General features: G+C 42.5%; 17 protein-coding genes. 6 read left to right on the top strand and 11 right to left on the bottom strand.

The genetic code is table 11. The annotated features are described in order from the left end of the window. The first annotated feature begins 37 nt into the window (after positions 1-37). On the top strand, positions 38-1,351 hold the full coding sequence (locus tag C2M33_RS13990) for a DASH family cryptochrome (RefSeq protein WP_063700395.1): 1,314 nt from the start codon (positions 38-40) through the stop codon (positions 1,349-1,351). A 115-nt stretch (positions 1,352-1,466) separates the two neighbouring features. Further along, complete coding sequence (locus C2M33_RS13985) at positions 1,467-3,149, top strand: sensor domain-containing diguanylate cyclase (RefSeq protein ID WP_063700393.1); 1,683 nt, start codon at positions 1,467-1,469, stop codon at positions 3,147-3,149. Here the strand turns inward: C2M33_RS13985 and C2M33_RS13980 are convergent. The 8 genes from C2M33_RS13980 to fucP form a co-directional block, all read right to left on the bottom strand. After that, positions 3,135-3,704: a DUF2799 domain-containing protein gene (locus C2M33_RS13980; RefSeq protein WP_063700391.1), complete on the bottom strand. Its 570-nt coding sequence runs from the start codon at positions 3,702-3,704 to the stop codon at positions 3,135-3,137. The two genes, C2M33_RS13985 and C2M33_RS13980, sit on opposite strands and share 15 nt — an antisense overlap. Before the next feature lie 119 nt (positions 3,705-3,823). Beyond that, positions 3,824-5,491 (bottom strand): asparagine synthase-related protein, encoded by a 1,668-nt coding sequence (locus tag C2M33_RS13975; protein ID WP_063700389.1) that lies wholly within the window; start codon positions 5,489-5,491, stop codon positions 3,824-3,826. Between the two features lie 105 nt (positions 5,492-5,596). Continuing rightward, positions 5,597-7,480, bottom strand: a complete 1,884-nt coding sequence (locus tag C2M33_RS13970) for a propionyl-CoA synthetase (protein ID WP_063700387.1) — start codon at positions 7,478-7,480, stop codon at positions 5,597-5,599. 160 nt (positions 7,481-7,640) lie between these two features. Further along, complete coding sequence (locus C2M33_RS13965) at positions 7,641-9,911, bottom strand: tetratricopeptide repeat protein (protein ID WP_105174706.1); 2,271 nt, start codon at positions 9,909-9,911, stop codon at positions 7,641-7,643. Next, positions 9,859-10,614, bottom strand: coding sequence for a substrate-binding periplasmic protein (locus C2M33_RS13960; RefSeq protein ID WP_105174705.1), 756 nt, complete (start codon positions 10,612-10,614; stop codon positions 9,859-9,861). The genes C2M33_RS13965 and C2M33_RS13960 overlap by 53 nt, the downstream gene beginning before the upstream one ends. A gap of 84 nt (positions 10,615-10,698) precedes the next feature. After that, a complete protein-coding gene (locus C2M33_RS13955; protein WP_105174704.1) occupies positions 10,699-11,079 on the bottom strand; it encodes a hypothetical protein in 381 nt (126 codons plus the stop codon). After that, positions 11,079-11,450, bottom strand: coding sequence for a hypothetical protein (locus C2M33_RS13950; protein ID WP_370626045.1), 372 nt, complete (start codon positions 11,448-11,450; stop codon positions 11,079-11,081). Before C2M33_RS13950 ends, C2M33_RS13955 begins: the two co-directional genes overlap by 1 nt. Before the next feature lie 59 nt (positions 11,451-11,509). Next, positions 11,510-12,799, bottom strand: coding sequence for an L-fucose:H+ symporter permease (fucP, locus tag C2M33_RS13945; protein WP_105174703.1), 1,290 nt, complete (start codon positions 12,797-12,799; stop codon positions 11,510-11,512). Between the two features lie 155 nt (positions 12,800-12,954). On the opposite strand from fucP, the gene C2M33_RS13940 reads away from it, so the two are divergent. Then, positions 12,955-14,085, top strand: coding sequence for an ROK family transcriptional regulator (locus C2M33_RS13940; protein ID WP_105174702.1), 1,131 nt, complete (start codon positions 12,955-12,957; stop codon positions 14,083-14,085). Positions 14,086-14,118: 33 nt separating this feature from the next. Here C2M33_RS13940 and C2M33_RS13935 read toward each other — a convergent pair whose 3' ends face one another. Both C2M33_RS13935 and C2M33_RS13930 read right to left on the bottom strand, forming a co-directional pair. Beyond that, on the bottom strand, positions 14,119-16,158 hold the full coding sequence (locus C2M33_RS13935; RefSeq protein WP_063700376.1) for a S9 family peptidase: 2,040 nt from the start codon (positions 16,156-16,158) through the stop codon (positions 14,119-14,121). A gap of 141 nt (positions 16,159-16,299) precedes the next feature. Further along, positions 16,300-17,532, bottom strand: a complete 1,233-nt coding sequence (locus tag C2M33_RS13930; RefSeq protein WP_105174701.1) for a TMEM143 family protein — start codon at positions 17,530-17,532, stop codon at positions 16,300-16,302. 236 nt (positions 17,533-17,768) lie between these two features. On the opposite strand from C2M33_RS13930, the gene C2M33_RS13925 reads away from it, so the two are divergent. The 3 genes from C2M33_RS13925 to C2M33_RS13915 all read left to right on the top strand — a co-directional run bounded on the left by C2M33_RS13925 (position 17,769) and on the right by C2M33_RS13915 (position 21,002). Continuing rightward, positions 17,769-18,677 (top strand): GGDEF domain-containing protein, encoded by a 909-nt coding sequence (locus tag C2M33_RS13925; RefSeq protein ID WP_105174700.1) that lies wholly within the window; start codon positions 17,769-17,771, stop codon positions 18,675-18,677. Positions 18,678-18,736: 59 nt separating this feature from the next. Continuing rightward, positions 18,737-19,321 carry a YqaA family protein gene (locus tag C2M33_RS13920; protein WP_063700373.1) on the top strand — a complete coding sequence of 195 codons (585 nt, stop codon included), beginning with the start codon at positions 18,737-18,739 and terminating at the stop codon, positions 19,319-19,321. A gap of 94 nt (positions 19,322-19,415) precedes the next feature. Continuing rightward, entirely contained in the window at positions 19,416-21,002 is a 1,587-nt protein-coding gene (locus C2M33_RS13915) for an L-lactate permease (protein WP_063700371.1), read from the top strand. 58 nt (positions 21,003-21,060) lie between these two features. Here the strand turns inward: C2M33_RS13915 and C2M33_RS13910 are convergent, their stop codons facing one another. Continuing rightward, positions 21,061-23,001, bottom strand: a complete 1,941-nt coding sequence (locus C2M33_RS13910; protein ID WP_063700370.1) for a phytase — start codon at positions 22,999-23,001, stop codon at positions 21,061-21,063. Between the last annotated feature and the right edge of the window lie 36 nt (positions 23,002-23,037).

Here is a 23,037-nt window from a genome sequence, read left to right as displayed (position 1 = left end):
TACGTATGATTTCTTAAGGTTTCTAATTGAGTAAATAATGAAAAAGCGTGTTTTATATTGGCTGCAAAATGATTTACGCCTAGTCGACAATGAAATTCTATCTGAGTTAGCTGATTTTGATGGTGAGCTTGATTTAGTGTTTGTGATTGAGCCGCGCTGGTTTAGGCAAACTAACTATCAATCAAAACCGTATGGGACGCATAAATACCACTTTTTACGTGAGAGCCTAGCCGCATTTGCACAAGCTGTTGAGCAACTCGGGCAAACACTTCATGTAATTACAGGTGAGCCTGAGCAAGTAATCAGTCATCGTTTGCAAAAATATGATATTGAAACATTGGTTTGTACCGAGCAAGTTGGCGTTTATGAGCAAAAACAGCTAAGAAAAATCAACGCATTGTGCCCACAAGTGACGGTAAAAACATATCAGCAAGATACCTTGTTTAAAGCAGCAGACTTGCCTTTTCAGCTTGATAACTTACCTAAAAACTTTACAGCCTTTCGCAAACTGGTCGAAGCTGAGCCAACCTTTATAGCCGCGCCACAGCAAGCGGTTAGCCACTTACCTCATCCTGTACAACTATGCCCTGACAACCTTATTGCTGATGTTGCAACTCAATCGGGCGTTTTTAAAGGTGGTTTACTTGCAGCTCAGCAGCATTGTAATGCGTACTTCTCATCTCAGGCGCCAAGCAGTTATAAAGAAACACGTAATGAGTTAGACGGCTTTAGCAACAGTACTAAGTTCAGTGTATGGCTCGCTGGTGGCACAATTAGCGCAAAACAGCTATACCGAGAAGTGGAAGTGTATGAGCTACAAAACGGTGCGAATGAGTCGAGCTATTGGATAAAGTTTGAATTACTGTGGCGCGAATATTTTAAGTGGCATGCAATGCGCTCTGGCGCAACACTCTTTCAGTTTAAAGGGCAAAAGCACAGTGCACCGCTGACGACTTTTAACAGCCAGCGCTTTAATGCCTGGTGCCAAGGTCGCACGCCATTTGCTTTGGTTAATGCAATAATGCATGAGCTTAATGCGACAGGCTATATTGCTAACCGCTCTCGGCAAATTGCAGCAAGTTGTTTAGTTAACGAGCTTGAACTTGATTGGCGCTATGGTGCAGCGTATTTCGAACAGCAACTCATTGATTATGACGTGGCTGCAAACTGGGGTAATTGGCAATATATAGCGGGGGTCGGCGTTGACCCTAGAGGCGGTCGACATTTTCATATTAATAAGCAAACAGTCCTTTATGATCCTCTGGCGCGTTACATTCGAAAATGGCAAGGAGATCAAACCATCGTAAGCACAATCGACAGTGTTGATGAGGTGGATTGGCCAAAAATGTAATAGCCTGCGTTAGATCAATATTCTTCACGGATTTTTAGTGTTTTTTTATTTTGTTAACTAAAATAATGATTAAGGCTTACTTTTATTTCGGGTGAGCTAGTTAACAAGGCTAATTATGGCATTTAGTGAAGGGTATGATGCGATTAAATCGCAGCTTGGATTAGACATTGCTCAGCTAATTCTCGACAGTGGGGATGCGGGTGTCTGGCTTTGGAATGTACAAACAGGCGAAACCATTTTCAATGATAAGTGGGCCGATATTATCGGTTACACACTGCAAGAATTATTGCCAGTTTCAATAGAAACTTGGCTCAGCTTTGCTCACCCTGACGACCTATCAAAATCGGAACAGCTATTAAACGCTCACTTTAAAGGTGACTCTAAGCGTTATATTTGCGAAGCGCGAATGAAGCACAAACAAGGGCATTGGGTTAAAGTGCTCGATAAAGGCCAAGTGCAAAGTTGGGATGAAAATGGCAATCCTGAATGGATGCTAGGCGTTCATATCGATATTACTGAACAGTGGTTAAAAGAGCGAGAAATTGAGTTTTTACATGCTAAATTGCAAAAGTTTACTGATAACTTACCGGGGTTTGTTTATCAGTATGTGGTGGAAAAAGATGGCACCGCATATTTTCCTTTTGCCAGCTCCAAAGTCTTCAAGATTTATGGCTGCACAGCAGATGATATAAAAAATTCTGCAGATTTAATCATGCAAACGATTCACCCAGATGATTTAGAGCGAGTCGTTAAAAGCATTGAGAAATCGCGAGTCGAATTATCCGATTGGCATGAGGTATATAGAGTTAATCATCCAACTAAAGGTGTGATTTGGGTTGAAGGAAAATCCTCACCTATTGCCCGTGCTAATGGCAGTGTTGAGTGGAATGGTTATTCAGAAGATGTCACTGAAGAAGTTAAAAGCAACGAAAAAATACAGCTGCTTACAGCCGTTTTCTCAACAACAAGCCGCGGTATATTAATAACCACCTCTGAGCCTAAAATTGTGGATGTTAACCCTGCTTTTGAGCAAATTACAGGCTTTTGTAAGGCAGAAGTGCTTGATAAAAACCCATCTATACTTTCAGCTAAGCAGCAACCCACAGAGTTCTTTGAGTTGATGTGGGAGAGTTTAATACACAATGGGCGCTGGCAAGGTGAAATATGGAACAAGCGCAAAACCGGTGAAGTTTTTCCTGAGTTGTTAACCATAGATGCCATGTATGACGAACATGGTCAAGTGAGTCATTACATTGGTGCATTTGATGATATTTCGCAGGCAGTAGAAAAGCGCCAACTGCTTGACGAATTAGTCAATCAAGACCCTCTTACTAAGCTGTTAAATCGGCGAGGTTTAGATATTCAGTTACATTCATTTTCTCATCATGCGGCGAATGAAGGTAACCAGTTTTCGTTGATTTATGTCGACCTTGATAACTTTAAACTGGTGAACGATACCTTTGGTCACGAGCAGGGCGATAATCTACTTCTTGAAATCAGTGAGCAGCTTTCACTTCAGCTGCGTGATAAAGACATATTAGCGCGCATTGGTGGCGATGAGTTTGTGATTGTGTTGCCAACGTTAGCAAAACTCTCTGTTTGCCAAGACATTGCTGGACGCTGCCAAAAAGCAGTTGAAGGCGTAGCAAAGCGCTACGCAACAAAAGTGCCTGTGAGTGCTAGTTTTGGTATCGCGCTTTACCCAGAAGATGGTAAAAACGCCAAAGAGTTACTCGCCACAGCTGACGAGCAAATGTATAAGATGAAGCTTAAACATAAAGCATCACCACTCGGTTGATATTTCGACACTCGGCAATTTATTTAAAAGCGGAAGTAAAGCGCGCTCTTTGCGTAAGTCTTTGCGCTCGTTTTCTAAGTCTTTACGCTCTCGATATAGCGCTTTTTGCTGGCTATTATCAAGCTGATTGCTGTTAAGCTCTGCACGAATATCTTTTAGGCGACGGTCTATGTCGTCAATTCGGTCATCAATGTATATCAGCCTTTGTTGTACTTCGTACCTATCATTACCTTCTTGCCATGCTTTACGAAACGCCGTGCTATTACAAACACCATTGTAAGATGCGCCTTGCATACCAAGGGTAAAGCCATTTTCGGGCTCACAATACACTGCCAGACCTTGATCATATCCCACTTTATATTCAGCAATATCGGCACTTACGCCATATTCGCTGCATTGTGATAAGGCATCGATGCCATCACGATACTCAGTGCCATCTGCACCATGTTTATAACCAATACCATGCCAATTGGCTTGTAAACATTCATCTTTACTGACTGAGGTACAGCCTGCTAATACGATTAATGGCAGTAGAGGAAGTGTCCATTTTCTCATTAAAGTCTCAGCTTAAATTATTAATAACTGACTTGATTCTAGCCTGTAATATTATTTTTTAGAAAGTAGTTTTTGTATTTCATAATAATGCCCTCAGATGAGGGCATTATGACTATCAATTACCACTGACAGAACCGCTGAGCAATGCGTATATTTGGCTGTGCATTCTTTAAGTGAGCTAATTGTAATAAGCATAACGCGGTAAAGTGACTGCGTTTGATCAATTGATGGCGATCAAAGCGCATGATCTCGTACCACAGCTTAAAGAGCTCGCCAAAACGCATCAGATTGTTATTGTTAAACTGCCACTGTGATTGGTAATTTACCTTGATAGGGCAAGGCATATGACCCGGATAAGCTTGCCATGGTGCAAGCATAGCTCGTGGGTAACTGGTTTTCAGCCAACGTTGATAAAAGCGGTGTTTACGTACATATTCAACTGGGACAGCTAGAGGATATTGCAGTACTTTCCACGAATAAAACGGATGAAAGAACTCCATTTTAAATTCGCATACTTGCTCGTTCGGAATGCTTAAATGATGGTGTTGATCATTGAGTAGTAAAAACAATTGGAATGCTTTTTCCAGTGGTAATTCAGCCAAGGGTTTAAAACTAAGTTTTAGGTTATCAATTAGTTTTTGTTGCAGCATAGACGCATTATGAACCACTGACTTTGGCAAATAAGCGTACTGCTGATCTAAATAAGCTTGAATGAGCTTATCAAGATTGTTTTCTTTTGCCGCCTCATAAATAGCGTCGCCATAAAATACGGCACCTAAACCAACACTGCCACCATTACCTGACCAACTAATTTGTGGTCTTGAAACGGTTTTATATTCATTGTGATGTGCTTTGCGCCAGTATTTGCCAAGGCGCTGCTCAACAGAGAGCTTTTGCGTGTCGCGTACTTGCACAACTTCAAGTTTAAGGGCATTTTGCGAAGCATATTGTTTTGCGCAGTAGAGATCTTGGCTATCTGATTGCGAAAAATTAAACGACTTAAGCTCAACACCTTGGCGTAAGAGCTCGCAGTTAATTAACCGTGAATCAAGGCCACCTGACAGAGTGCTCAGCACTTTTTTATCGGTGTGCATCGCTTTTGTTACAACACTGCGAAAAGCCTGAGTAACGCCTTCAATTGCATCGGTCACCTCTCGGTTTTGTTTGGCAAGGGCGACCCAATCAAAGTAACGTTGCTTTACCACGCCGTGGCTGGCATCAAAACGTAATATTTCGCCTGGGTATGAGCATTTAATGTTTTTATAAGGCGTGTGATCTAATAGCGGGTAACCAAGCACAGCAAGTTCTGTGAGTGCTTCGGCATCGCTTTCAAGCTCAATACTCAGTTGTTTAAATATCCCCAAGTTGGTTGAAAACAGTAAGCCTTGCGCCGTTTTTAAGGTGTAAAATGGTTTTAAGCCAAGTGGGTCGGTGGCAAGTACTAAGCTGCCTAATTGGCTATTAAACTGGCAAAAGCTAAAAACCCCTTCACATTGCTGTAAGCAGGTGTTGAGCGAAGCTGTATTGGCCATGGCTTTTAAATCATCACTGCGCGAGCTGCTGAGTAAAGGATGACCAATCAGCGTTGCAATTTGCGACTCAGTTTGCAACCAACTCGCTTGTTGGTAAGCATCAAAGTCATAGTGAAAAATAGCTCCATTATCACAATCAAAGCGCTGAACATCTGCTTTTTTATAGCGATTAAATACATCAGCTATTTGATTAATATAATGAAATTCTGTTTTGCCTAATTCATTGAATTGGATATAACCTGCGATAACAGCCATGTTAACCACCTTTTCGTTTGCTAACTTACATGTAAAGTTGCAAGCCATAGGCCAAAACGAATAAAGGCCTTAAACAAGGCCTTTGGGTAACATTACAAAAGCTGATCAGCGATTGTTAAGTTGTTGGTTGATTTCATCAAAAATACTTGCATCATCAATGGTGGATGGAATTTGTAGTTCTTCACCATCGACCAATTGACGTAAATTCTTTCTGAGTATTTTCCCTGAGCGGGTTTTTGGGAGGCGCTCAACATGCAAAATGTTTTTCAGGCAGGCAATGGCGCCAATTTGATTTCTTACCGATAGGATCAACTGTTGCTCGACTTCTTTGCTATCGCCAAGGTAATCGTCTTTGAGCACTATCATCGCCATAGGTAATTGCCCTTTGAGTGCATCGTTAACACCAAATACTGCGCATTCAGCAACAGCAGGGTGGGCTGCTACAATTTCTTCCATTTCACCGGTTGATAAGCGATGACCCGCAACGTTAATTACATCGTCGGTACGACCCATAATAAATAGATAACCATCGTCATCAATATAGCCGCCATCACCAGAAAGGTAATAACCCGGGTACTCGCTTAAGTAGCCCGCTTGAAAGCGTTCATTGTTTTGCCAAATTGTTGGTAAACAGCCAGGAGGTAAAGGTAGTTTAATAACCACAGCGCCACTTTCGTTTGCTGCACACTGCTCACCATTCATATCAAGAATTTGTACATCAAATCCCGGTGTTGGCACCGTCGAACTACCCGGCTTAGTAGCAAGTTGTTCAATACCAATTGGATTACACGCAATTGCCCAACCTGTTTCTGTTTGCCACCAGTGGTCGAGTACAGGCAAGCCGGTGTTGTCTTTTAGCCATTCATAAGTGGGTGGATCTAGGCGCTCACCGGCCAAGAATAAACGTTTTAAACTTGAGGTATCGTATTGTTTAAAGCCCTCGGCGGTAGGGTCTTCTTTTTTAATTGCGCGAAACGCAGTAGGAGCACTGAATAAAGCAGTGACTTTATAATCTTCTACAACACGCCAAAACGCACTGGCATCTGGGGTTCTAATGGGTTTGCCTTCATAAAGTACACTGGCACAGCGATAAATGAGCGGTGCATAAACAATGTATGAGTGACCAACCACCCAGCCAATATCAGAGGCCGCCCAAAATACCTCGCCGGGCTTCATGCCATACACGGTTTCCATGCTGTAATGCATTGCAACTGCGTGACCACCGTTTTCTCGAACCACTCCTTTAGGTGTGCCTGTGGTGCCTGATGTGTAAAGAATGTAAAGCGGGTCGTCGCCTGCAACAGGCACTGCATCGACTGCACTTGCTGTATCAGAGGCTGATTGCCAATCGATGTCTCGGCCATCTTGCATCTCGGCAATGGCTTGTTCACGCTGAAATACAATACAGTGTTCAACAGCATGCTTGGCATTTTCGAGTGCTTCATCAAGCAGTGGTTTATATTCAATCACATGATTGATTTCGACCCCGCAAGACGCAGTAAGCACAAGCTTAGGCTTTGCATCATCAATACGCACCGCGAGTTCGTGCGGTGCAAAACCACCAAATACAACGGAGTGAATGGCACCAAGGCGCGCACACGCCAGCATACCAATAACCGCTTGTGGGATCATTGGCATATAAATGACTACGCGGTCACCTTTGCTTACGCCAAGGGATTGCATGAGTCCTGCAAATTTAGCAACTTGAGTTTGTAACTCGCCATAAGTGTATTGTTGTTTGGTATTGGTAACAGGGGAGTCGTAAATCAGTGCAGTTTGGTCGCCATAGCCTGCTTCGACATGTTGATCGAGGGCTAAGTAACAAGTGTTTAACTGACCATCGGCAAACCAATGGTAAAAATCATTATCGTCATATTGATAAGGGGCACTTGGCTCTTTAAACCAAGGAATTCGTTTACTTTGCTCAAGCCAAAACTGACCCGGAGCGCGCTGGAACTGTTGATATTGTTGTTGATATTCGCCCGCCATTGTGAGGATCCTATACTTTTTAGTGAGAGATTTGTACAACGTACTAAAAAATATAGGGCGGTTTTTGATTAAATAATATGCGACCTTGGTCGGCATTAATTTGGCTAAATGTCGTGAAATCGCCCTGTTTAGGGGCGATTTTAGGGAATCGTGGTGCTAATTAAACCTGTTGTTCACTAATAAGCGGTAAGCAAATGAGGATCTTAACGCCACCTAGCTCACTATGCTCAGCTTTAATAGTGCCTTTGTGTGTTTCAATCAGGCTTTTACAAATTGCAAGCCCAAGGCCTGAGCCGCCTGTTTGACGGCTTCGCGACTTATCAACGCGGTATAAACGTTCGAATATTTCAACTAACTGATTATTGGTAACGCCGGGTGGGGTATCTTCAATACTAAAAGTAATACTCTGCTCTGAGGCCATTGCTATAAATTTAATTTTGCCGGGTTTATCAGTATAAAAAGTACTGTTTGATAAAAGGTTCGTCAGTACTTGTTTAATTTTATCGATATCCCATGTGACTTTGATATCAGCAGCAAGGTGAATGTTACAAGTAAATTCAAAGCCTTTGTTTTCTACAAAAGCAGTAAAGTCTTGCTGCCAAACGGATAATACATCAGCAAGTAAATAGGGTTTTAGGTTCAGATATAGGCTATCGGAGTCAGCTTGTGCTAGTTGATGGATATCACGGATCAGTACATTGATATCGGTAAGTTTTCGATTAATGGCATCGTAAGAGGCATCTACGTCTTTGGCGATATTGTATTGCAATGCTTCAACTTGCAATTGTAGTGCTGTGAGTGGCGTGCGAATTTCATGAGACACATCGGCTAGTAAGCGGTTCTTTTTATCAACGACTTCTTGGAGTAGCTGGGCTCGCTCGCTGGCAAGTTTACGCTTTTTAAATGAGCGGTAACCAAAGCCAGATATCAATAAAATCACGCAGCTTAGGCCCAATAACGACGCTTTAAATTGCCATTCACTTTCGCTTAGTTGAGCCGCTTGAATTTGCTTATCAGCACTCAATTGGTTGATTTCTTGCTGATTTCGCATAAAAGCTACTTGGCTTTGCATCGCGGCCACGGTTAAGTCGTGCTGATTTTTACCAGTACTATCTTCAAGGGTTTGATAGCGGCTTTGCGACTCAAATGCTTGTTTATACAGTTGTAATGCAAGGTATGAGTCAGTGAGTAGCTTGTTTAAGGTAATTTGATCTTCAACATCTTGCAGTTCGTCAGCCTGTTTTAAAGCCTGCTCCGCGGTCTTAATTGCTTCAGCGTGATCATCCAGGGCTTGATTGATACGTGTTTGGGTGATCCCTAAAGCGACTAAATGGGAGCGAAAATTATAGTCAGTAGCGATTGCTAAAGCGCGGTTGATATAGGCTTGCGCTTCACTGATGTTGCCATGCTTTAAAGCAATTAACGCCATTAAATTATATGAGCGACACAGCCCAGTGTTTGAAGATGATTGCTGATAATAGCTAATCGACTTTTCTGCGTAATCTGTGGCTGTAGCAAGTTCGCCTTGTTTTAGCGCAGCATAGCCGACCTTCATGGCACTATTACCGATGTCGACTTTAGAGCCAATTTCTAAATCCAACACGTGAGACATTTTAAAATGCTTTAACGATTGGGCACTGTCGCCCATACGGCGGTAAACTTCGCCAATTTCATAAAGCGAATCGGCAATGCCTTTTTTGTCATCAAGCTTTTGATGCAAAGAAAATGATTGAGTTAAACTTGCGAGCGCCGCATTGTGATCGCCAATAATGGCTTCGATTATTCCTAGATTTAGTAATGCCGATGCATACGATTTGTCATCATCAAATTCATGTAAGATATTAACAGACTTTTGTGCCTCATTAAGGGCGGCTATGTATTTATCTTGCCAGCGTAAAATGGCTGCTAATCGCTCATAAGACTGAGCAATTAGCACTGAATCTTTTATCTGTTTGGCAATAGATAATGCATCTCGGTAGTGCTGCTCTGCTGTTAGAAAGTTACTTTTTCTACCTTGTGCGTAGCCCTGAATAAGCATTGCTCGTACTGTGATAGCCTGATTACTTTGCTTTTGTCCGTACTCCAGCAGCTGCTCTGCATAGCTCAGTGCTTGGTCATAATCACCACTGCTGACATTCATAAATGCCAGCGATTCAAGCGCTTCTTGTATGATGTTAGACTCATTGACAAGGGTTGAGTCGTTAGTTAACTGCTCAAATATTTCAGTGGCTTGGTTTGGGTTACTGTTACGTAACGATTGTGCTTCGTTTAGCTTTTCTAACGCTTGTTCAGAAGTTATTGCAAAGGCGCTGAGCGATAAACAGCTAAGGCACAAGCCAAAGCTAAGCTTTTGTAAAATAATGGAGTGTTTTTCATTTTTAATTAGGTAAAGGCAACTGCCATTTTTGTAAAATTGCTTGGTATTGACCACTTTGCTTCAATGCTTCAATCGCGTTACTTAATTGCACAGCGAGTTGTTTATCTAAATTAAGATTTGCAGCTAAATAAAGACCTGAAGGAAAGTCATCTAAGTGTAGGCTTTTATGAATGTCACTCGGATCAACCCCAGATAATACCAGTTCATTTTGCAAAGTCAGGGTGTTGGTCAGCACAAAGTCGATGCGCTCTTTTTCAAGCAATTGCCAAAGTTGATGGTAATGACTGACTAGCACCAAGTTTTTATCTTCATTAAATCCAGCTTGCTTCAAATAATGCTCACTTGAATAGCCTCGAATAGTCGCGACACGGTATTGCTGAGCTTGCTTCAAGCTAATTATTTTGTGGCTTTTGCTGGTAAGGTCAACAAGGTAAGCGTCCGAAAAATAGGTTTGTGCTAACCACTGAAAGCGGTTTTCGCGAGCTGAGTTTTTTAGTAGCGAAATCATTAACATGTTTGGATTGTTTTCGAGCTCATGAAAAGCCCGCGCCATAGGCATAATTGCGAATTCGCTAGGGATGTTTGCGTGTTCTAAGGCGGTTTTTACTACTTCAACAAGTGCACCATCGGCTTCGCCTTGTTGGTTTTTAAAATGGTAAGGAGGTAGATCTTCAGCGATAAAGGTCAGTGTTTTCGCAGCCGTTGCACAACTGATGAAACAAAGCAGGGTAGCAATCAGTAATGAGCGAAACAGCATAAAGATCCTTTATCCTTAAACAAGTAATTAACATACTAAAGAATCTTAATGAAAAGGTATAGGTTTTTAATTGGCAAGTCAGATTTAGTTGCTTTTTTTACTGCGGGGTGCACCTAGCAAGATACCTATATGGCAAACACAGACAGATAGAAAAGCACTCAAGCCCAATGCACCGCCATAGCCATGCAAGCGCGGCACAAGGTATTCAAATAACAAAGCAAACAAGATTGAAGCAATGGCTAATGTAAAAATGCCAAAGCGTTTTGGTGCACTCATGCCAATGAAAGTCCCCCCAAAAAACGCCACGCTGTAAAGTTCTACATCAACAGGGAGTAGGCTTAAAATCGCAAATGCAATGATACTGGTGGCGGCAGAGGCACGAATGCCATCAAAGCGATTATGATGCGCTAAAAAGTAAGTAGAGTAGGCGCCTAGTAAAGCGGTAATAGCAATAAACAAATCCATTAAAAGACTCCTTTTGCAAGCATGTAAAGCGCCACACTGGCAAAAGCAACACTACCAAGACGACCACCAAAACCTGCAAATAGATTCATAGTTAATACGTAAAGGCTGGCACCAATTAAAGAGATAAAGCTCAGCTCCCAGTAGCTGTTGATTAAACTCGATGAGCACATACCAGCAAAGCTGCCAGCGTAAATGGCTGCATAAGGGTGGTTACCAAAACGAGCGGGAAAAGGAATAAATGTGCCAACTAATCCGGTAACAGCGGCAGATAATACAAGGGCAACATGGGCTTGATCATGAAGTAAAAAACAGGCAAAACAGCCAGCAGAAAAGGCCAAAAACTTGACCATGAAAAACGTAATATGTGCCATTAATTGACGATACACCTCGCTTAAGTAGGTAAACGAGGTGCATTATCTCATTGATGCGTTTAGTCCTGCAACTGCGCTTTGGCGGGTATTGCTGCTACTTTGGTATGGTGGCCATACAAAGCAACAATTAAAAAGCAAACCAGAGGTACAACAAACGAAACCGCAGTGTTAAAGGCATCTATGGTTGCAGCTTGGATCAGAGGTAAAAATGCGCCCCCTAAAATTGCCATTACTAAACCTGCCGCACCCACTTTTGCATCTTCGCCGAGGCCTTCAAGTGCTGTGCCGTAAATGGTTGGAAACATCAAAGATAGACAGCTTGAAATAGCAACAAGTGCGACTACGCCCACTAAATTAACTTGGGTGGTAACAATAAAACAAAGCACGGCTGCAACTAAAGCCATAAAACGCAGTAATTTAGCGCCGCTAATAAAGCGCATTAGCCAAGTCATAATGAAACGAGATACTAAAAACACCAGCATAGAATATTGTAAGACTTGGCCGCCGGTAACTTCTGTGGTGTTAAGTGCTTCCATGGTGTAGCCAATGGTGTAGGTCCATACACAGGTTTGCGCGCCAACATTAAAAAACTGTGCCAGCACGCCAAATCGGTAGTGCTTATTTTGATACAAATGTTGAAAGGTCTTTTTAAGTTTACGCGGCTGCGTGGCGGCTTTTGTTGCTGTGGCAGGAGAGCGACTAAAAAAGATGCATAGCCATAGTAAGATTAAGCAACAGGCCATACCCACATACGGCACCATCACAGCATCGAGTTCTGCACTCACAACGGTTTTTAGTTGCGCTTCACTCATCAGGGCACGGCTTGCGCTATCAGCTTGATTTAAGTTCGGTAAAATCAACGTCGCCGCTAAAAACACACCAATATTAGTACCAACAGGGTTAAAAGCTTGTGCTAGGTTAAGTCTACGGGTGGCTGTTTGCTCGCATCCTAACTGCATGACATAGGGGTTGGCAGAGGTTTCTAAAATAGACAAGCCACCTGCAAGAATAAACAAGGCCAATAAAAAGTGGCTATAGAGCATGGTTTGGCTAGCAGGGTAAAACAATAACGCACCACAGGCGGCCATGGCTAAACCCACTAACAGCCCCGTTTTATAATTAAACCGTCTATTGATCATGGCTGCCGGTAAAGCTAAGCAAAAATATGCGCCGTAGTAACTAAACTGCACCAGTGCTGATTGCAACGCACTCATCGAAAATGTTTTGCTAAAAACTTTCACTAATGGGTCTGTCATATTCGCCGCAGTACCCCAAGCAGCAAAGCAAATTGTAAGCAGAATAAAAGGCCAAAGCATTTGGCGCGATACAATAGCGGACTGTGTTTGCATAGTTCACCAGATTAATGTGTTCATATTGTTGTGGCCGACAGTATTCACGACTATAAATAATAAATCAACCTAGTTGATTTATTATTTTGACTGGTAGATAGTACGCCAAAAAGGTCTAATAGGCCGCTAATCAAGCTTGTATCAAGAAGGATGTTATGAAGAGCAGTTTATCGCGAGCACCAAGAAGCAATAACGAGCGCGCAATCTTAAGTTTAATTAGGCAACAGCAAAGCATGCCTAAAGCACAAATAGCGAAAGCGTTAGCCTTGTCTGCTCAGGCGGCAACAGTGAATATCAACAAGCTCGAAGAAGATAAGCTATTGCTTCGTGATGCACCTGTTAAAGGCCGAGTAGGGCAACCTATTGTGCCATTTAGGCTAAATCCTGATGGCGCATTTAGTTTTGGTTTGAAAATTGGGCGACGACGCTTCGACCTGATACTCGTTGACTTACAAAGCACGCAAAGAGCATCTGTATCTGTTGAGGTGAATGAAGCATCGGTTGATGAGCTTAAATCATTCTTAGAAACATATATCCCAAAATTAATCAGTCAATTAGAACCTGAACTGCGCTCATATGTGTGTGGGCTTGGGGTCGCTATGCCGTTTGATATTTGGCAATGGCAAGCAGCTTCAGACTCAGCAACAAATACTCTTAGCCAGTGGCAAAACTTCGACTTAAAAGGTTACTTAGAAAGCCAGTTCCAGTTACCTGTTTATATTAGTAACGATAATAACGCAGCCTGCTGTGCAGAACTAAGCCTTGGTAACCCTAATAATTACAGCGATTTTTTATATGTCTATTTGGGGGCTTTTTTAGGCGGCGCTGTAGTGATTAACTACCAGCTTCTCGAAGGTAAAAGTGGCAATGCGGGTGCTATAGGCTCAATGCTAAACGCTGATCGGGAGCAGTTACTTAGCCAATGTTCATTACTATCACTGCAAAGCGAGTTTGATAAGCAGCAACTTGGTATTTCTGTGTACGAGCTAACAGACAGTCAGTTTACAGAGCATAAACCACTTGTTCAGCCTTGGCTTGAAAAAGCCGCTGAGGCTATCAGTATTGCCATGCATAACAGTTTAAGTTTATTAGATATGCAAGCGGTGATTATTGATTCGCCACTACCGAGTAAAGCGCTTGAACAGCTTAAGCAGTTATCAATTGCAGCATTTGCACGTTTAGATAGTCGTGGATTACGTAGCTGTGAAGTGAGTTTAGGCGTGTGCGGGGAAAAAGCGCAGTCGATAGGATCTGCTCAACTTGCGCTTAGTCATCATTACTTTTAAGCAGGAGTGAGTGCCTCACTCCTGCTTAATTCATTACTTCTGATATTGCTTGAACCACGCAAGCGTGTATTCAATTTTCGAAATCATACGTGATGGACGACCCGCAATACCATGTGGTGAGCCCGGTACGCGAATAAGTACGGTATCGACCTTTTGCAGTTTTAATGCTTGATAGAACTGCTCTGATTCTGAAATCGGCGTACGGCGGTCTTCTTCACCTGTCATGATCAATGATGGCGTGGTTACGTTACCCACTAATGAAAGCGGCGAACGTTTCCAGTAGTGCTCAACATTATCCCATGGCATACCAGGGAACTGGTTACGAATTTGACCAATGTAGCTGTCGGCAGTCAGTGTTTTACTTAACCAATTGATCACCGGCTTGGTAATTGCTGCAGCGTTGAAGCGGTTTGTTAAACCAACCGCATAAGCCGTTGCAATACCACCTGCTGAACCACCAGCAATAAACAAGTTATCTTTATCGATAAAGCCTTTAGCAATCATCGCATCAACCGCTGAGTTATGATCAGCAAAGTCTTCTTCAGAGCTGTATTTACCATCTAGCAGTAATGCAAAGTCTTTACCGTAACTTGTTGAACCACGGTAATTCACATACACAACCACATAACCTTCGGTTGCATAACGCTGTAATTCAGCAGTAAAGCTTGGACCATAGGCTAGGTGTGGGCCACCGTGAATTTCAACCATTAATGGGTATTGCTTGTTTTCATCAAAATCAGGCGGCGTGATGTACCAACCTTGAATGGCTTGGCCGTCAAACTGCGACTTAACATTCAGCTCGTGCACTTTACCAAGCTTTTTATGGCCTAATACATCTTCATTTAATGAAGTCAGTGTTTTACTTTTACCCTTGTATAGGTAGCCTAAATCAGCTGGGCGGTATTCATTGCCTGTGGTGTAAGCAATCGCGCCATTATTGGCCATGCTAAAACTACCACTGACATACGGGCGACCAATAGAAGTGCCCGACACGGTATCAGTTAAATCAGTGACCTTACCGCGGCTTGTTACTTTAGCGAGCTTACGCTTACCAAAATCATCGTATTGAATAACAAAGTCGCCATCGCCTGACCATTTATAATCAGCCACAGAGCGATCTAGCTTTTCAGTAATATGCTTGACTGATTTGTTATCTAGATCAAGTAACGACAAGGTTGAGTTGATATAAGGCACAGGGGCGTTATCACGAGCAATGAAGGCAAGTTCATCACCGTCTTTAGCGTAATGCGGGTTACTTTCTCTACCTGGTAAATCAGTTAGTTGCGTAAGCTCACCTGATTTTACATTGATTTCATAAAGGTCAGACTCTGTTGTACGGTATTCCCAATCAGTATTGCGATCAGCAGAGAAAGCAAGTTTGCTATTGTTCGCGTTCCAAGCCAGTGGACCATAGTGCTGGAAATCACCTGAGGTTAGCTGACGCGGCGTGCCACCCGAAACGGGGATAACGAAAACGTGACGATATGAAGGTTCTAAGAAACCTGCACCATCAGCTTGATAACGCGCTTTCTCAATAACCTTAACAGGTTTTGACCACTCAGCACCTTTTGGTTTTTTTGGCAGCTTTACAGATTTTGCGAACGCAGATTTACCTTCAGGAATACTCATCGTAAACGCAATTTGCTCTGAGTCATTCGACCACGTTAAGTTGCCGACTGATTTTGGTAGTTGCGTTAAAAGTGCTTGTTTGTCTTGCGCTAACCAATAAACGTGAAGCTGATTTGAGCCGCTTGAGTTGCTGGTAAAGGCAATTTTTTGGCTATCTGGAGACCAGGTTGGTTGACTGTAGTTATGCTCATCAGAAAACAGTGGCGTGTGTTGACCAGACTTTAAATCGTACAGCCAAAAGCTACGTTTGTTGCCATCTTTCATGATGTCGTAGCCGCTGCGAACATAAACGATTTTTTTACCGTCTGGGCTTATTTGTGGGTCGCCTGCGTATTCAAGTTGAAAAATATCTTCAGAGACAAACTTGTCGCTAGCATATACCTGAGCAGTCGTTGCTGCGCACAGCAAACTAGCTCCAATAAGGATTGTTTTTTTTAATTGCATGGAATGGTCTTTTTTTAGCCGTAAAATTTTATCCTAAAAGCAGACCATTTACTGCGCAAGCACATTGAGACCAAAATGCCGTAACGAGAGTTAAATTGACTCAAACTCGATTTATGCTTGCTAGTACCTGATTTTAAAGGCTTAGGCAAACTTAAAATAGTCATCCCAACGACTATCTAAGCGCTGTTTGGCCTTAGCTAAATCAACCGCCGAATAAAGATCATTTTGCAGATTAACTAGCTCAAGCTTGACGAGTTTGTCTAAAGCATCATCAATTTCAAAGTCGAGCTGGCAATTATGTTGCTCGTTAAACCACTGTTCAATTTGACTATCTAATTGCTGTGCAGTCATCGCAGACTCGCTTTTTAGTAAAAAGGTGTAGGCGAGCAGCGCCTCTTTTACATCTTCTTCTTCAGCTGCGTCGACTAGGGTATGAAAAACCCCCGCATTGTTATCGAGGTTTTTAAAATATAAGTTGTCGGCCAGTGCTTTCATAAAACGAATTTTACGGTTTTTAAACTTGCTCCACTCTTTGAAAATAAAGCTACCAAACACCCCCATGCCGACTGCAAAGGTAATAAAGTGCTGCTGACTCATATGCACTTCTTCACTGCGCCAACCACCCCAAAAGGCAATCATGGCAATCAGGAGTAAAATTGACGCACCTAATTTTGTTACCAATACCACAGCACCACCAATCAGTGCTGATGAACCAATAATCAGTTTATCTATTGGACGCATTTTTACTTCGCTATTCGGAAACAGCATTTCTAAATCGGCCTTTGGCACATTCTGGAATAATTTGACGATGGTTGAGTTTGGCTCAAAGCCCACTGGCATTTTGCCTTTTTCTAAAAAGTACTGCTCGTCTTTAAAGCGGATGAATATGGCAACACGATCATAGTTAGTAAATTGAATCTGCTTTTTCTTAAGGCCCCAAAAGCTGCGTAGCGTCTCGGTTTTTTGCGATTCGCCGCGACGGTAAAAGACCACTTCTGCAAAGTCATCAAACTCAACGGCTAAACGCACTTTAAATAAAGACTCTTCATTGAGCGCATCTTGTAAGTCTTGATTGGTAATGGTTTCAAAATTGGCAGCATTGAGTACGGTGGCAAAATCTTTTGCGAAGGCTGACTGGTAGCTGGCACGTTGCTCGTTAGTAATCGGTGATAGAGTGCGGGTGTCGCTATTTGGGTCAAATGGCGCATAGTTGTTTTTTAATGACTCCAGCAGCTCGTGATATTGATAATGAGTCACGCTTTGCAAAAGTGTAGCAAACTCCAAAAACGAACCTGATTGCGGCTCACCTAAATAGGCTTGGCAAAGGTTGATGATGTCGTGTTTTCGAAATGGAATAAATCGTGCGTCGCTCATTGATTCTTGCTGTGTCATTTAAATTGTCAGCGATGATAAAAAAAACACAGCAGAATTGCGACCGTTAGTGGCAAATAGCATGAACTTAGACTTTTTTACTGACTAAAACGGCTTATTTTTAGACTTTTTACTCCAGTAAAAACGCTGGTTTTTGCCCTTTAAAGCGGCTTTATCATGCACTTTTAAATTTGCTTTGCTAATGTTTAAGTCATTGCAGTATGTTGTCGTGATTAGTTATGAATAAACAGTCTTCTCCTCCAGAAATAAAGGCTGAGTTAAACTCAGTGCCACTCATAATAAAGCAGTTCTTTATTAGTTTTTTTATTGTCTTTTTGTTGCTGATAGTGATCACCTATCTGTATTACTTTAATCGACTCGAAAATGATATCTACTTAAATGGTGTGCTAAGTGATGCCATCAATTTGCTTATTTTGATTTGTATTTTTGCCTTTGTGCAAACCTCAGTGGTTGCTAAGCGCAGTTACTTATTTTTAAGTGTGGGTATCTTCCTTTGGAGCGTTGGGCTGACTTTTGATTTTTTAGACGAGCTGGTATTTCAACCAATTTGGGTTGGTATTTATATCGAAGATATTACCCGCACCTTAGGGATGCTAGTAACGGGGTTTGGTCTTTATCTTGCCCTGACTGATTTAGCGAAAACCCGCGAGCAGCTTGAAGAAGAGCTAAAAACAGATGTATTAACAAAGGCGTACAACCGTCGTTATTTTTATCATTATGTGCAGCAAAACCAAGATAAGCCGCACAGTATAGTGATTGCAGATATTGATCACTTTAAAGCGATTAATGATGAATATGGCCATGATGTTGGCGATCAGGTATTGATAGATTTTGTATATCAATGTCATCAAGCGTTAGATGAAAGCATTCTATTTGCGCGAATTGGTGGTGAAGAGTTTGCACTGTATGTTGCCACCGACGACGCTGATAAGTTACGTACTACCTGTGAGCAACTGCTAAGCCTTGCCAATAATGTGATGGTGACACCGAGTAAAACGCTCAGCGTGAGTGTTGGTTCGGCGATAAAACGCGCCACAGAGACATTTAGCAACACCATGAAACGTGCCGACCAAGCGCTTTATTTGGCAAAAAACCAAGGCCGTAGCCGTTATATTCATAAACCGTAAGGGACGGTTAAGGGTTTTTGTTGTAACCTATATCGCAACAAAAATCCAAGGGATGAATAATGGCAATTGCTAAAAAGATAAAGCAAAAAACACGGCAGTTTATCGACTCTAAACATATGCTTAAATCGATTACGGTGGCATCATTTTTAGAGTCAACCATCGTGCCCATCCCCCTTGAAGCTGTGCTTATACCGTTAATGCAAGCACGCCGCGAAAAGCTCTGGTTAATTGCATTAATGGCGACCATTGGCTGTATTATCGGTGCTATTTTTGGCTATGCCCTCGGCTATTATCTGTTTGATGTAGTGGGGGACTGGGTGATTAATACCTTCTCGAACCCTGAGCAATTCGAGCAAGTTAAACAAAACATGCAAGCACAAGGCTTTTGGTTTGTATTGACGCTCGGTATTGTGCCCATTCCATTTCAAATTGCCATGCTGGCCGCTGGGGCAACTAAGTATTCAATTTTTCTCTTTTTGCTGGCTACGGTCATTGCTCGCTCAATTCGGTACTTTGCCCTTGCTGCCGTTGTTTATTACGCGGGTAATCAGGCTGAGCGAATTATTCAAAAGCACAAAACCAAAGCCTTAGTGGCTATTTCTGTGTTAGTACTGCTTCTTTGGTGGCTCAGTACACTCATTTAATACACTCATTTAACAAATAAAAAATACTGATTATGGTTATCCTGTCTATACTTTGAATTAAGGAAAGCGCTTAATAAAAACAACAGGATGACCCATGAATACCCTAGTGGCTGCACTACCTATTTTGGTGCTGATCTGGATGATGGTAAAACGCAGCCCCATCGCTTCTTATATTGCCTTACCCATAACAGCGCTACTCGCAGCCTTATTGCAACTGTTTTACTTTCAAGCTGATTTAAGGCTGTTGCTTGCTAATTCGTTTGCTGGTGTGTTGTCAGTCATGACCCCCATTTCGATTATTGCTGGGGCTATTTTACTTAACCGCATGTTGGCAATATCAGGGGCCGAAACCACGATTAAACACTGGCTCGAATCTATTAGCAGTAATCAGGTTGCGCAATTGATGATCATAGGTTGGGCATTTGCATTTATGCTCGAAGGCGCATCGGGCTTTGGCACGCCAGCGGCTATTGCTGCGCCTATTTTAGTCGGGCTTGGTTTCTCGCCTTTTAAAGTGATTGTTTTCACTCTTATTTTAAACTCAATTCCCGTTTCTTTTGGGGCTGTTGGCACACCAACATGGTTTGGTTTTTCGGCGCTACAGTTAGATGACCAGCAAGTGCTGGCTATCTCAAAATGGACGGCACTGTGCCATGTTATTGCTGCTTTGGTTATTCCTATGATTGCGCTGTGTCTTGTGCTGCCACTAAAAAAGGTGCGTCAAAATAGCGTATTCATTTATCTAAGCGTGTTTTCATGTGTCTTGCCTTATTGGTTGTTTGCTCAGTGGAACTATGAGTTTCCATCACTGATTGGTGGGGCGGTGGGGCTATTAGTCACTATTTATTTGGCAAGCCGGGGAGTGGGTTTAGATAAATCAGCTGCAAATACACAAAGCTCGAAAAACAAGGCTGAGTTCACACCTAAAACGCTGTTTGTAGCGTTATTCCCGCTATTACTCTTGATTGTTGTGCTGGTCATAACCCGTATTCATCAGCTAGGTATTAAAGCACTGCTTAACGACGAAACGCTCTGGCTGAGTGTCAATTTGGGCTTTGCGCAATTTGAATTAAGTAAAGCGCTGATCTTATCTTTACATGAGATATTCGGCACCTCAGTGGGGTGGTCATATAAAACCTTGTTTGTTCCAGCGCTGATCCCGTTTGTATTGGTGGTGTTGATCTGCGTGCCGTTACTTAATATGAGTAAGCCACAAGTAAAGAAAATGTGCTCAGACACCTTAGGCCGTATTGCTATGCCATGTATTGCTTTAATCGGTGCATTGGTGATGGTGAATGTTTTAATGCAAGGCGGCCATAATGCGCCCATATTTTATATGGCGAGTACCTTTGCTGATTTAAGCGGTGAGCACTGGGTGTTATTTGCCTCGTACTTGGGGGCACTCGGCACTTTCTTTTCAGGCTCGGCAACGGTGTCTAATCTTACCTTTGGCGGTATTCAATATGGTATTGCAGAGCAAGTGGGCTTATCAGAAACTTTAGTGCTTGCGTTGCAATCAACGGGAGCGGCGATGGGTAATATGATCTGCATTAGCAATATTATTGCTGTAGCCAGTATTGTTGGAGTGAATAATCAAGAAGGGCCCGTGCTTAAGAAAACCTTTTTGCCGATGCTGATTTACGGTGCAATTGTAGGATGTTTTAGTTATCTATTTTACTGATTAAATATGTGCAGATAAAAAAGGTGCCCAGGTAAACCGAGCACCTTTACGGAGTAATTTATTGAATGGCTTTTTTTACTTCGCGCCAGTCAATAATCTTAAAGTTTTGCGGTGCTTGTGGCATACGGTTGTAACCATCTTGCACAATTAGCACCCCTTCAGGGTAGCCCGGTAGTGCAGCCGGCGTTACCGTTAGGCCATCGGTTTCTGATACGCCATCTATTGCTAACTCTAGGTTATTACTGATTGCAAACTTACCCGCAAACTCAAGGCTAGGGGTATTGCCATCAATAATTTTATAAAGCACATAGCTGTAATCACCTTGGCTAGAAACCACTAAATATCGAGCATCTTTTGCGTGGTAGATTTCCATGCCTTCTACATCATCAACGAGCATATCGTTCACGGTTTGTAGCATTACAGGTTTATTTCCTGCTGTTGGCTCAGCGCCAATAAACCAAATACCTTCGTCTTCTTCACCTAAAAATAGCTGTGCGCTTTTATCATCGGCACTACAACCTTCTGGTTGGCTAGGAACACTAAATTCGCGTACTAGCTGTGCTGATACGCTCTCATTATCACCAGTTAGTTTGTATTGCTGAAACAGGCCTGATTTATCATTCATAAACACATAGTTGCCTGTATTTGATGAATACATACACATACCGTAAATTTCGTTTAAAGTCGTTGGTAACTCAGCAAGATATTGCACTTGATTGTGAGTATCGACACTGTAAACACTGATACTGTTATGAGTACGATTACTTGCGGTGATCCACGTATTGCTTGCGTTGTTGATACTTGCATGTTGGCGCACATCAACATTATTTAAACGGCCTGTTTCTAGCGCTTGTAGCTCTTTGCCTGCAAGGTCATACACCATTAAACCGCGGCGTTTGTCGGTACCTAAGATCAAGCTTTTTGCTGCATTGTGAGGGTTTACCCAAATAGCAGGGTCATCGGCAGCATCACCAAAAGCACGTACCGCATCGCTTTGCGCTTGTGCATTGATATAAGTAACAGCCGCTGTTTTAGCGCTATTTTGCTGCTTGGCTTGTGCTTTAATTTGCCCCTCGATTTGACCTTTTAGGTAATGACCTGATTCATCATCGTATAGCACAATATCAGCTTGATTATTGTTAAAGCGCACTGCGGCAGATTCAATTGCTAGTTCTCCTGCAAATTGCCAGCTACTAAAACGCTTTGTGTTATTTTCGTAGCGATGTAATTGGTTATCTTCAGAGGTGGTAAACCATAAGCTGCCATCATTTGTTGTGCTTAAGCCGCCAACTTCAGGTGCTAAGCTGCCAAATGGCGACATCATAGCAAGGGGCTTTTTATCAGCGCGCGATTCAGCGTCGGCGTTAATTTGCCAAATACCCACTTCGCCTTCGCTTAGGTAAAGGGTTTTACTGTTATCATCAACCGCACAGCCCGATGTTTCACTCACACCGGCAAACTCGCGTAATTCAAGGTTTAACGCGCGCTTATTTGCCATATCAAACACCAGTGTTTCGCGGATAAGACCACGAGCGTCTGCCACAAATGCCGACACAGCCTGAGTGGTCGGGTTGGCAAATAAGCACACTGCCTCAGGCTTTGCTTTTGGTGGGCTAATACGGCTAATTTCAGTTAACTGCCATTTAGCTGCTTTTTGTAAGCTAAAAATCACCGCTTGGTCGGCTTCGTTGTCGATGCTAGCAACAAGGTAACTGTTTTTGTTGATAGCCTTAACAGATAACGCTTCGAAGTTACCTTTTTGTAATGCGTGCTGTTTACCTGTGGCATCAATAAGTTGCAGACCTTGGCTTTGTGAGCTTAAGAGCCAAGCGTCATCAGCAAGGGCTGCTGCTTGTGAGCCTTGCATATTTTCAGTTGTGCCAAAGGCTGTTAATTGGTTTTTACTTGGTGCCTCGGTTGCCGTTGTTTGGCTACACGCTGCTAGGGTGCTTAGTATCACTGCACTGGCAACAAGATTAAGTGGTTTTTTAAAATTCATGGGATCCCCAAATATACAACAAGGCAGCAATTCGCT

The organism is Pseudoalteromonas sp. T1lg122, from assembly GCF_002964825.1.
Lineage (GTDB): Bacteria > Pseudomonadota > Gammaproteobacteria > Enterobacterales > Alteromonadaceae > Pseudoalteromonas > Pseudoalteromonas gelatinilytica.
Note: the sequence above shows the minus strand (reverse complement) of the source record. Positions and strands in the feature narration are given on the sequence as shown.

Bases quoted from the DNA above. Each gene is read 5' to 3' on its own strand.
- C2M33_RS13990 (WP_063700395.1), top strand. From the start codon at position 38: ATGAAAAAGCGTGTTTTATATTGGCTGCAAAATGATTTACGCCTAGTC.
- C2M33_RS13985 (WP_063700393.1), top strand. From the start codon at position 1,467: ATGGCATTTAGTGAAGGGTATGATGCGATTAAATCGCAGCTTGGATTA.
- C2M33_RS13980 (WP_063700391.1), bottom strand. From the start codon at position 3,704: ATGAGAAAATGGACACTTCCTCTACTGCCATTAATCGTATTAGCAGGC.
- C2M33_RS13975 (WP_063700389.1), bottom strand. From the start codon at position 5,491: ATGGCTGTTATCGCAGGTTATATCCAATTCAATGAATTAGGCAAAACA.
- C2M33_RS13970 (WP_063700387.1), bottom strand. From the start codon at position 7,480: ATGGCGGGCGAATATCAACAACAATATCAACAGTTCCAGCGCGCTCCG.
- C2M33_RS13960 (WP_105174705.1), bottom strand. From the start codon at position 10,614: ATGCTGTTTCGCTCATTACTGATTGCTACCCTGCTTTGTTTCATCAGT.
- C2M33_RS13955 (WP_105174704.1), bottom strand. From the start codon at position 11,079: ATGGATTTGTTTATTGCTATTACCGCTTTACTAGGCGCCTACTCTACT.
- C2M33_RS13950 (WP_370626045.1), bottom strand. From the start codon at position 11,450: ATGGCACATATTACGTTTTTCATGGTCAAGTTTTTGGCCTTTTCTGCT.
- fucP (WP_105174703.1), bottom strand. From the start codon at position 12,799: ATGCAAACACAGTCCGCTATTGTATCGCGCCAAATGCTTTGGCCTTTT.
- C2M33_RS13940 (WP_105174702.1), top strand. From the start codon at position 12,955: ATGAAGAGCAGTTTATCGCGAGCACCAAGAAGCAATAACGAGCGCGCA.
- C2M33_RS13935 (WP_063700376.1), bottom strand. From the start codon at position 16,158: ATGCAATTAAAAAAAACAATCCTTATTGGAGCTAGTTTGCTGTGCGCA.
- C2M33_RS13930 (WP_105174701.1), bottom strand. From the start codon at position 17,532: ATGAGCGACGCACGATTTATTCCATTTCGAAAACACGACATCATCAAC.
- C2M33_RS13925 (WP_105174700.1), top strand. From the start codon at position 17,769: ATGAATAAACAGTCTTCTCCTCCAGAAATAAAGGCTGAGTTAAACTCA.
- C2M33_RS13920 (WP_063700373.1), top strand. From the start codon at position 18,737: ATGGCAATTGCTAAAAAGATAAAGCAAAAAACACGGCAGTTTATCGAC.
- C2M33_RS13915 (WP_063700371.1), top strand. From the start codon at position 19,416: ATGAATACCCTAGTGGCTGCACTACCTATTTTGGTGCTGATCTGGATG.
- C2M33_RS13910 (WP_063700370.1), bottom strand. From the start codon at position 23,001: ATGAATTTTAAAAAACCACTTAATCTTGTTGCCAGTGCAGTGATACTA.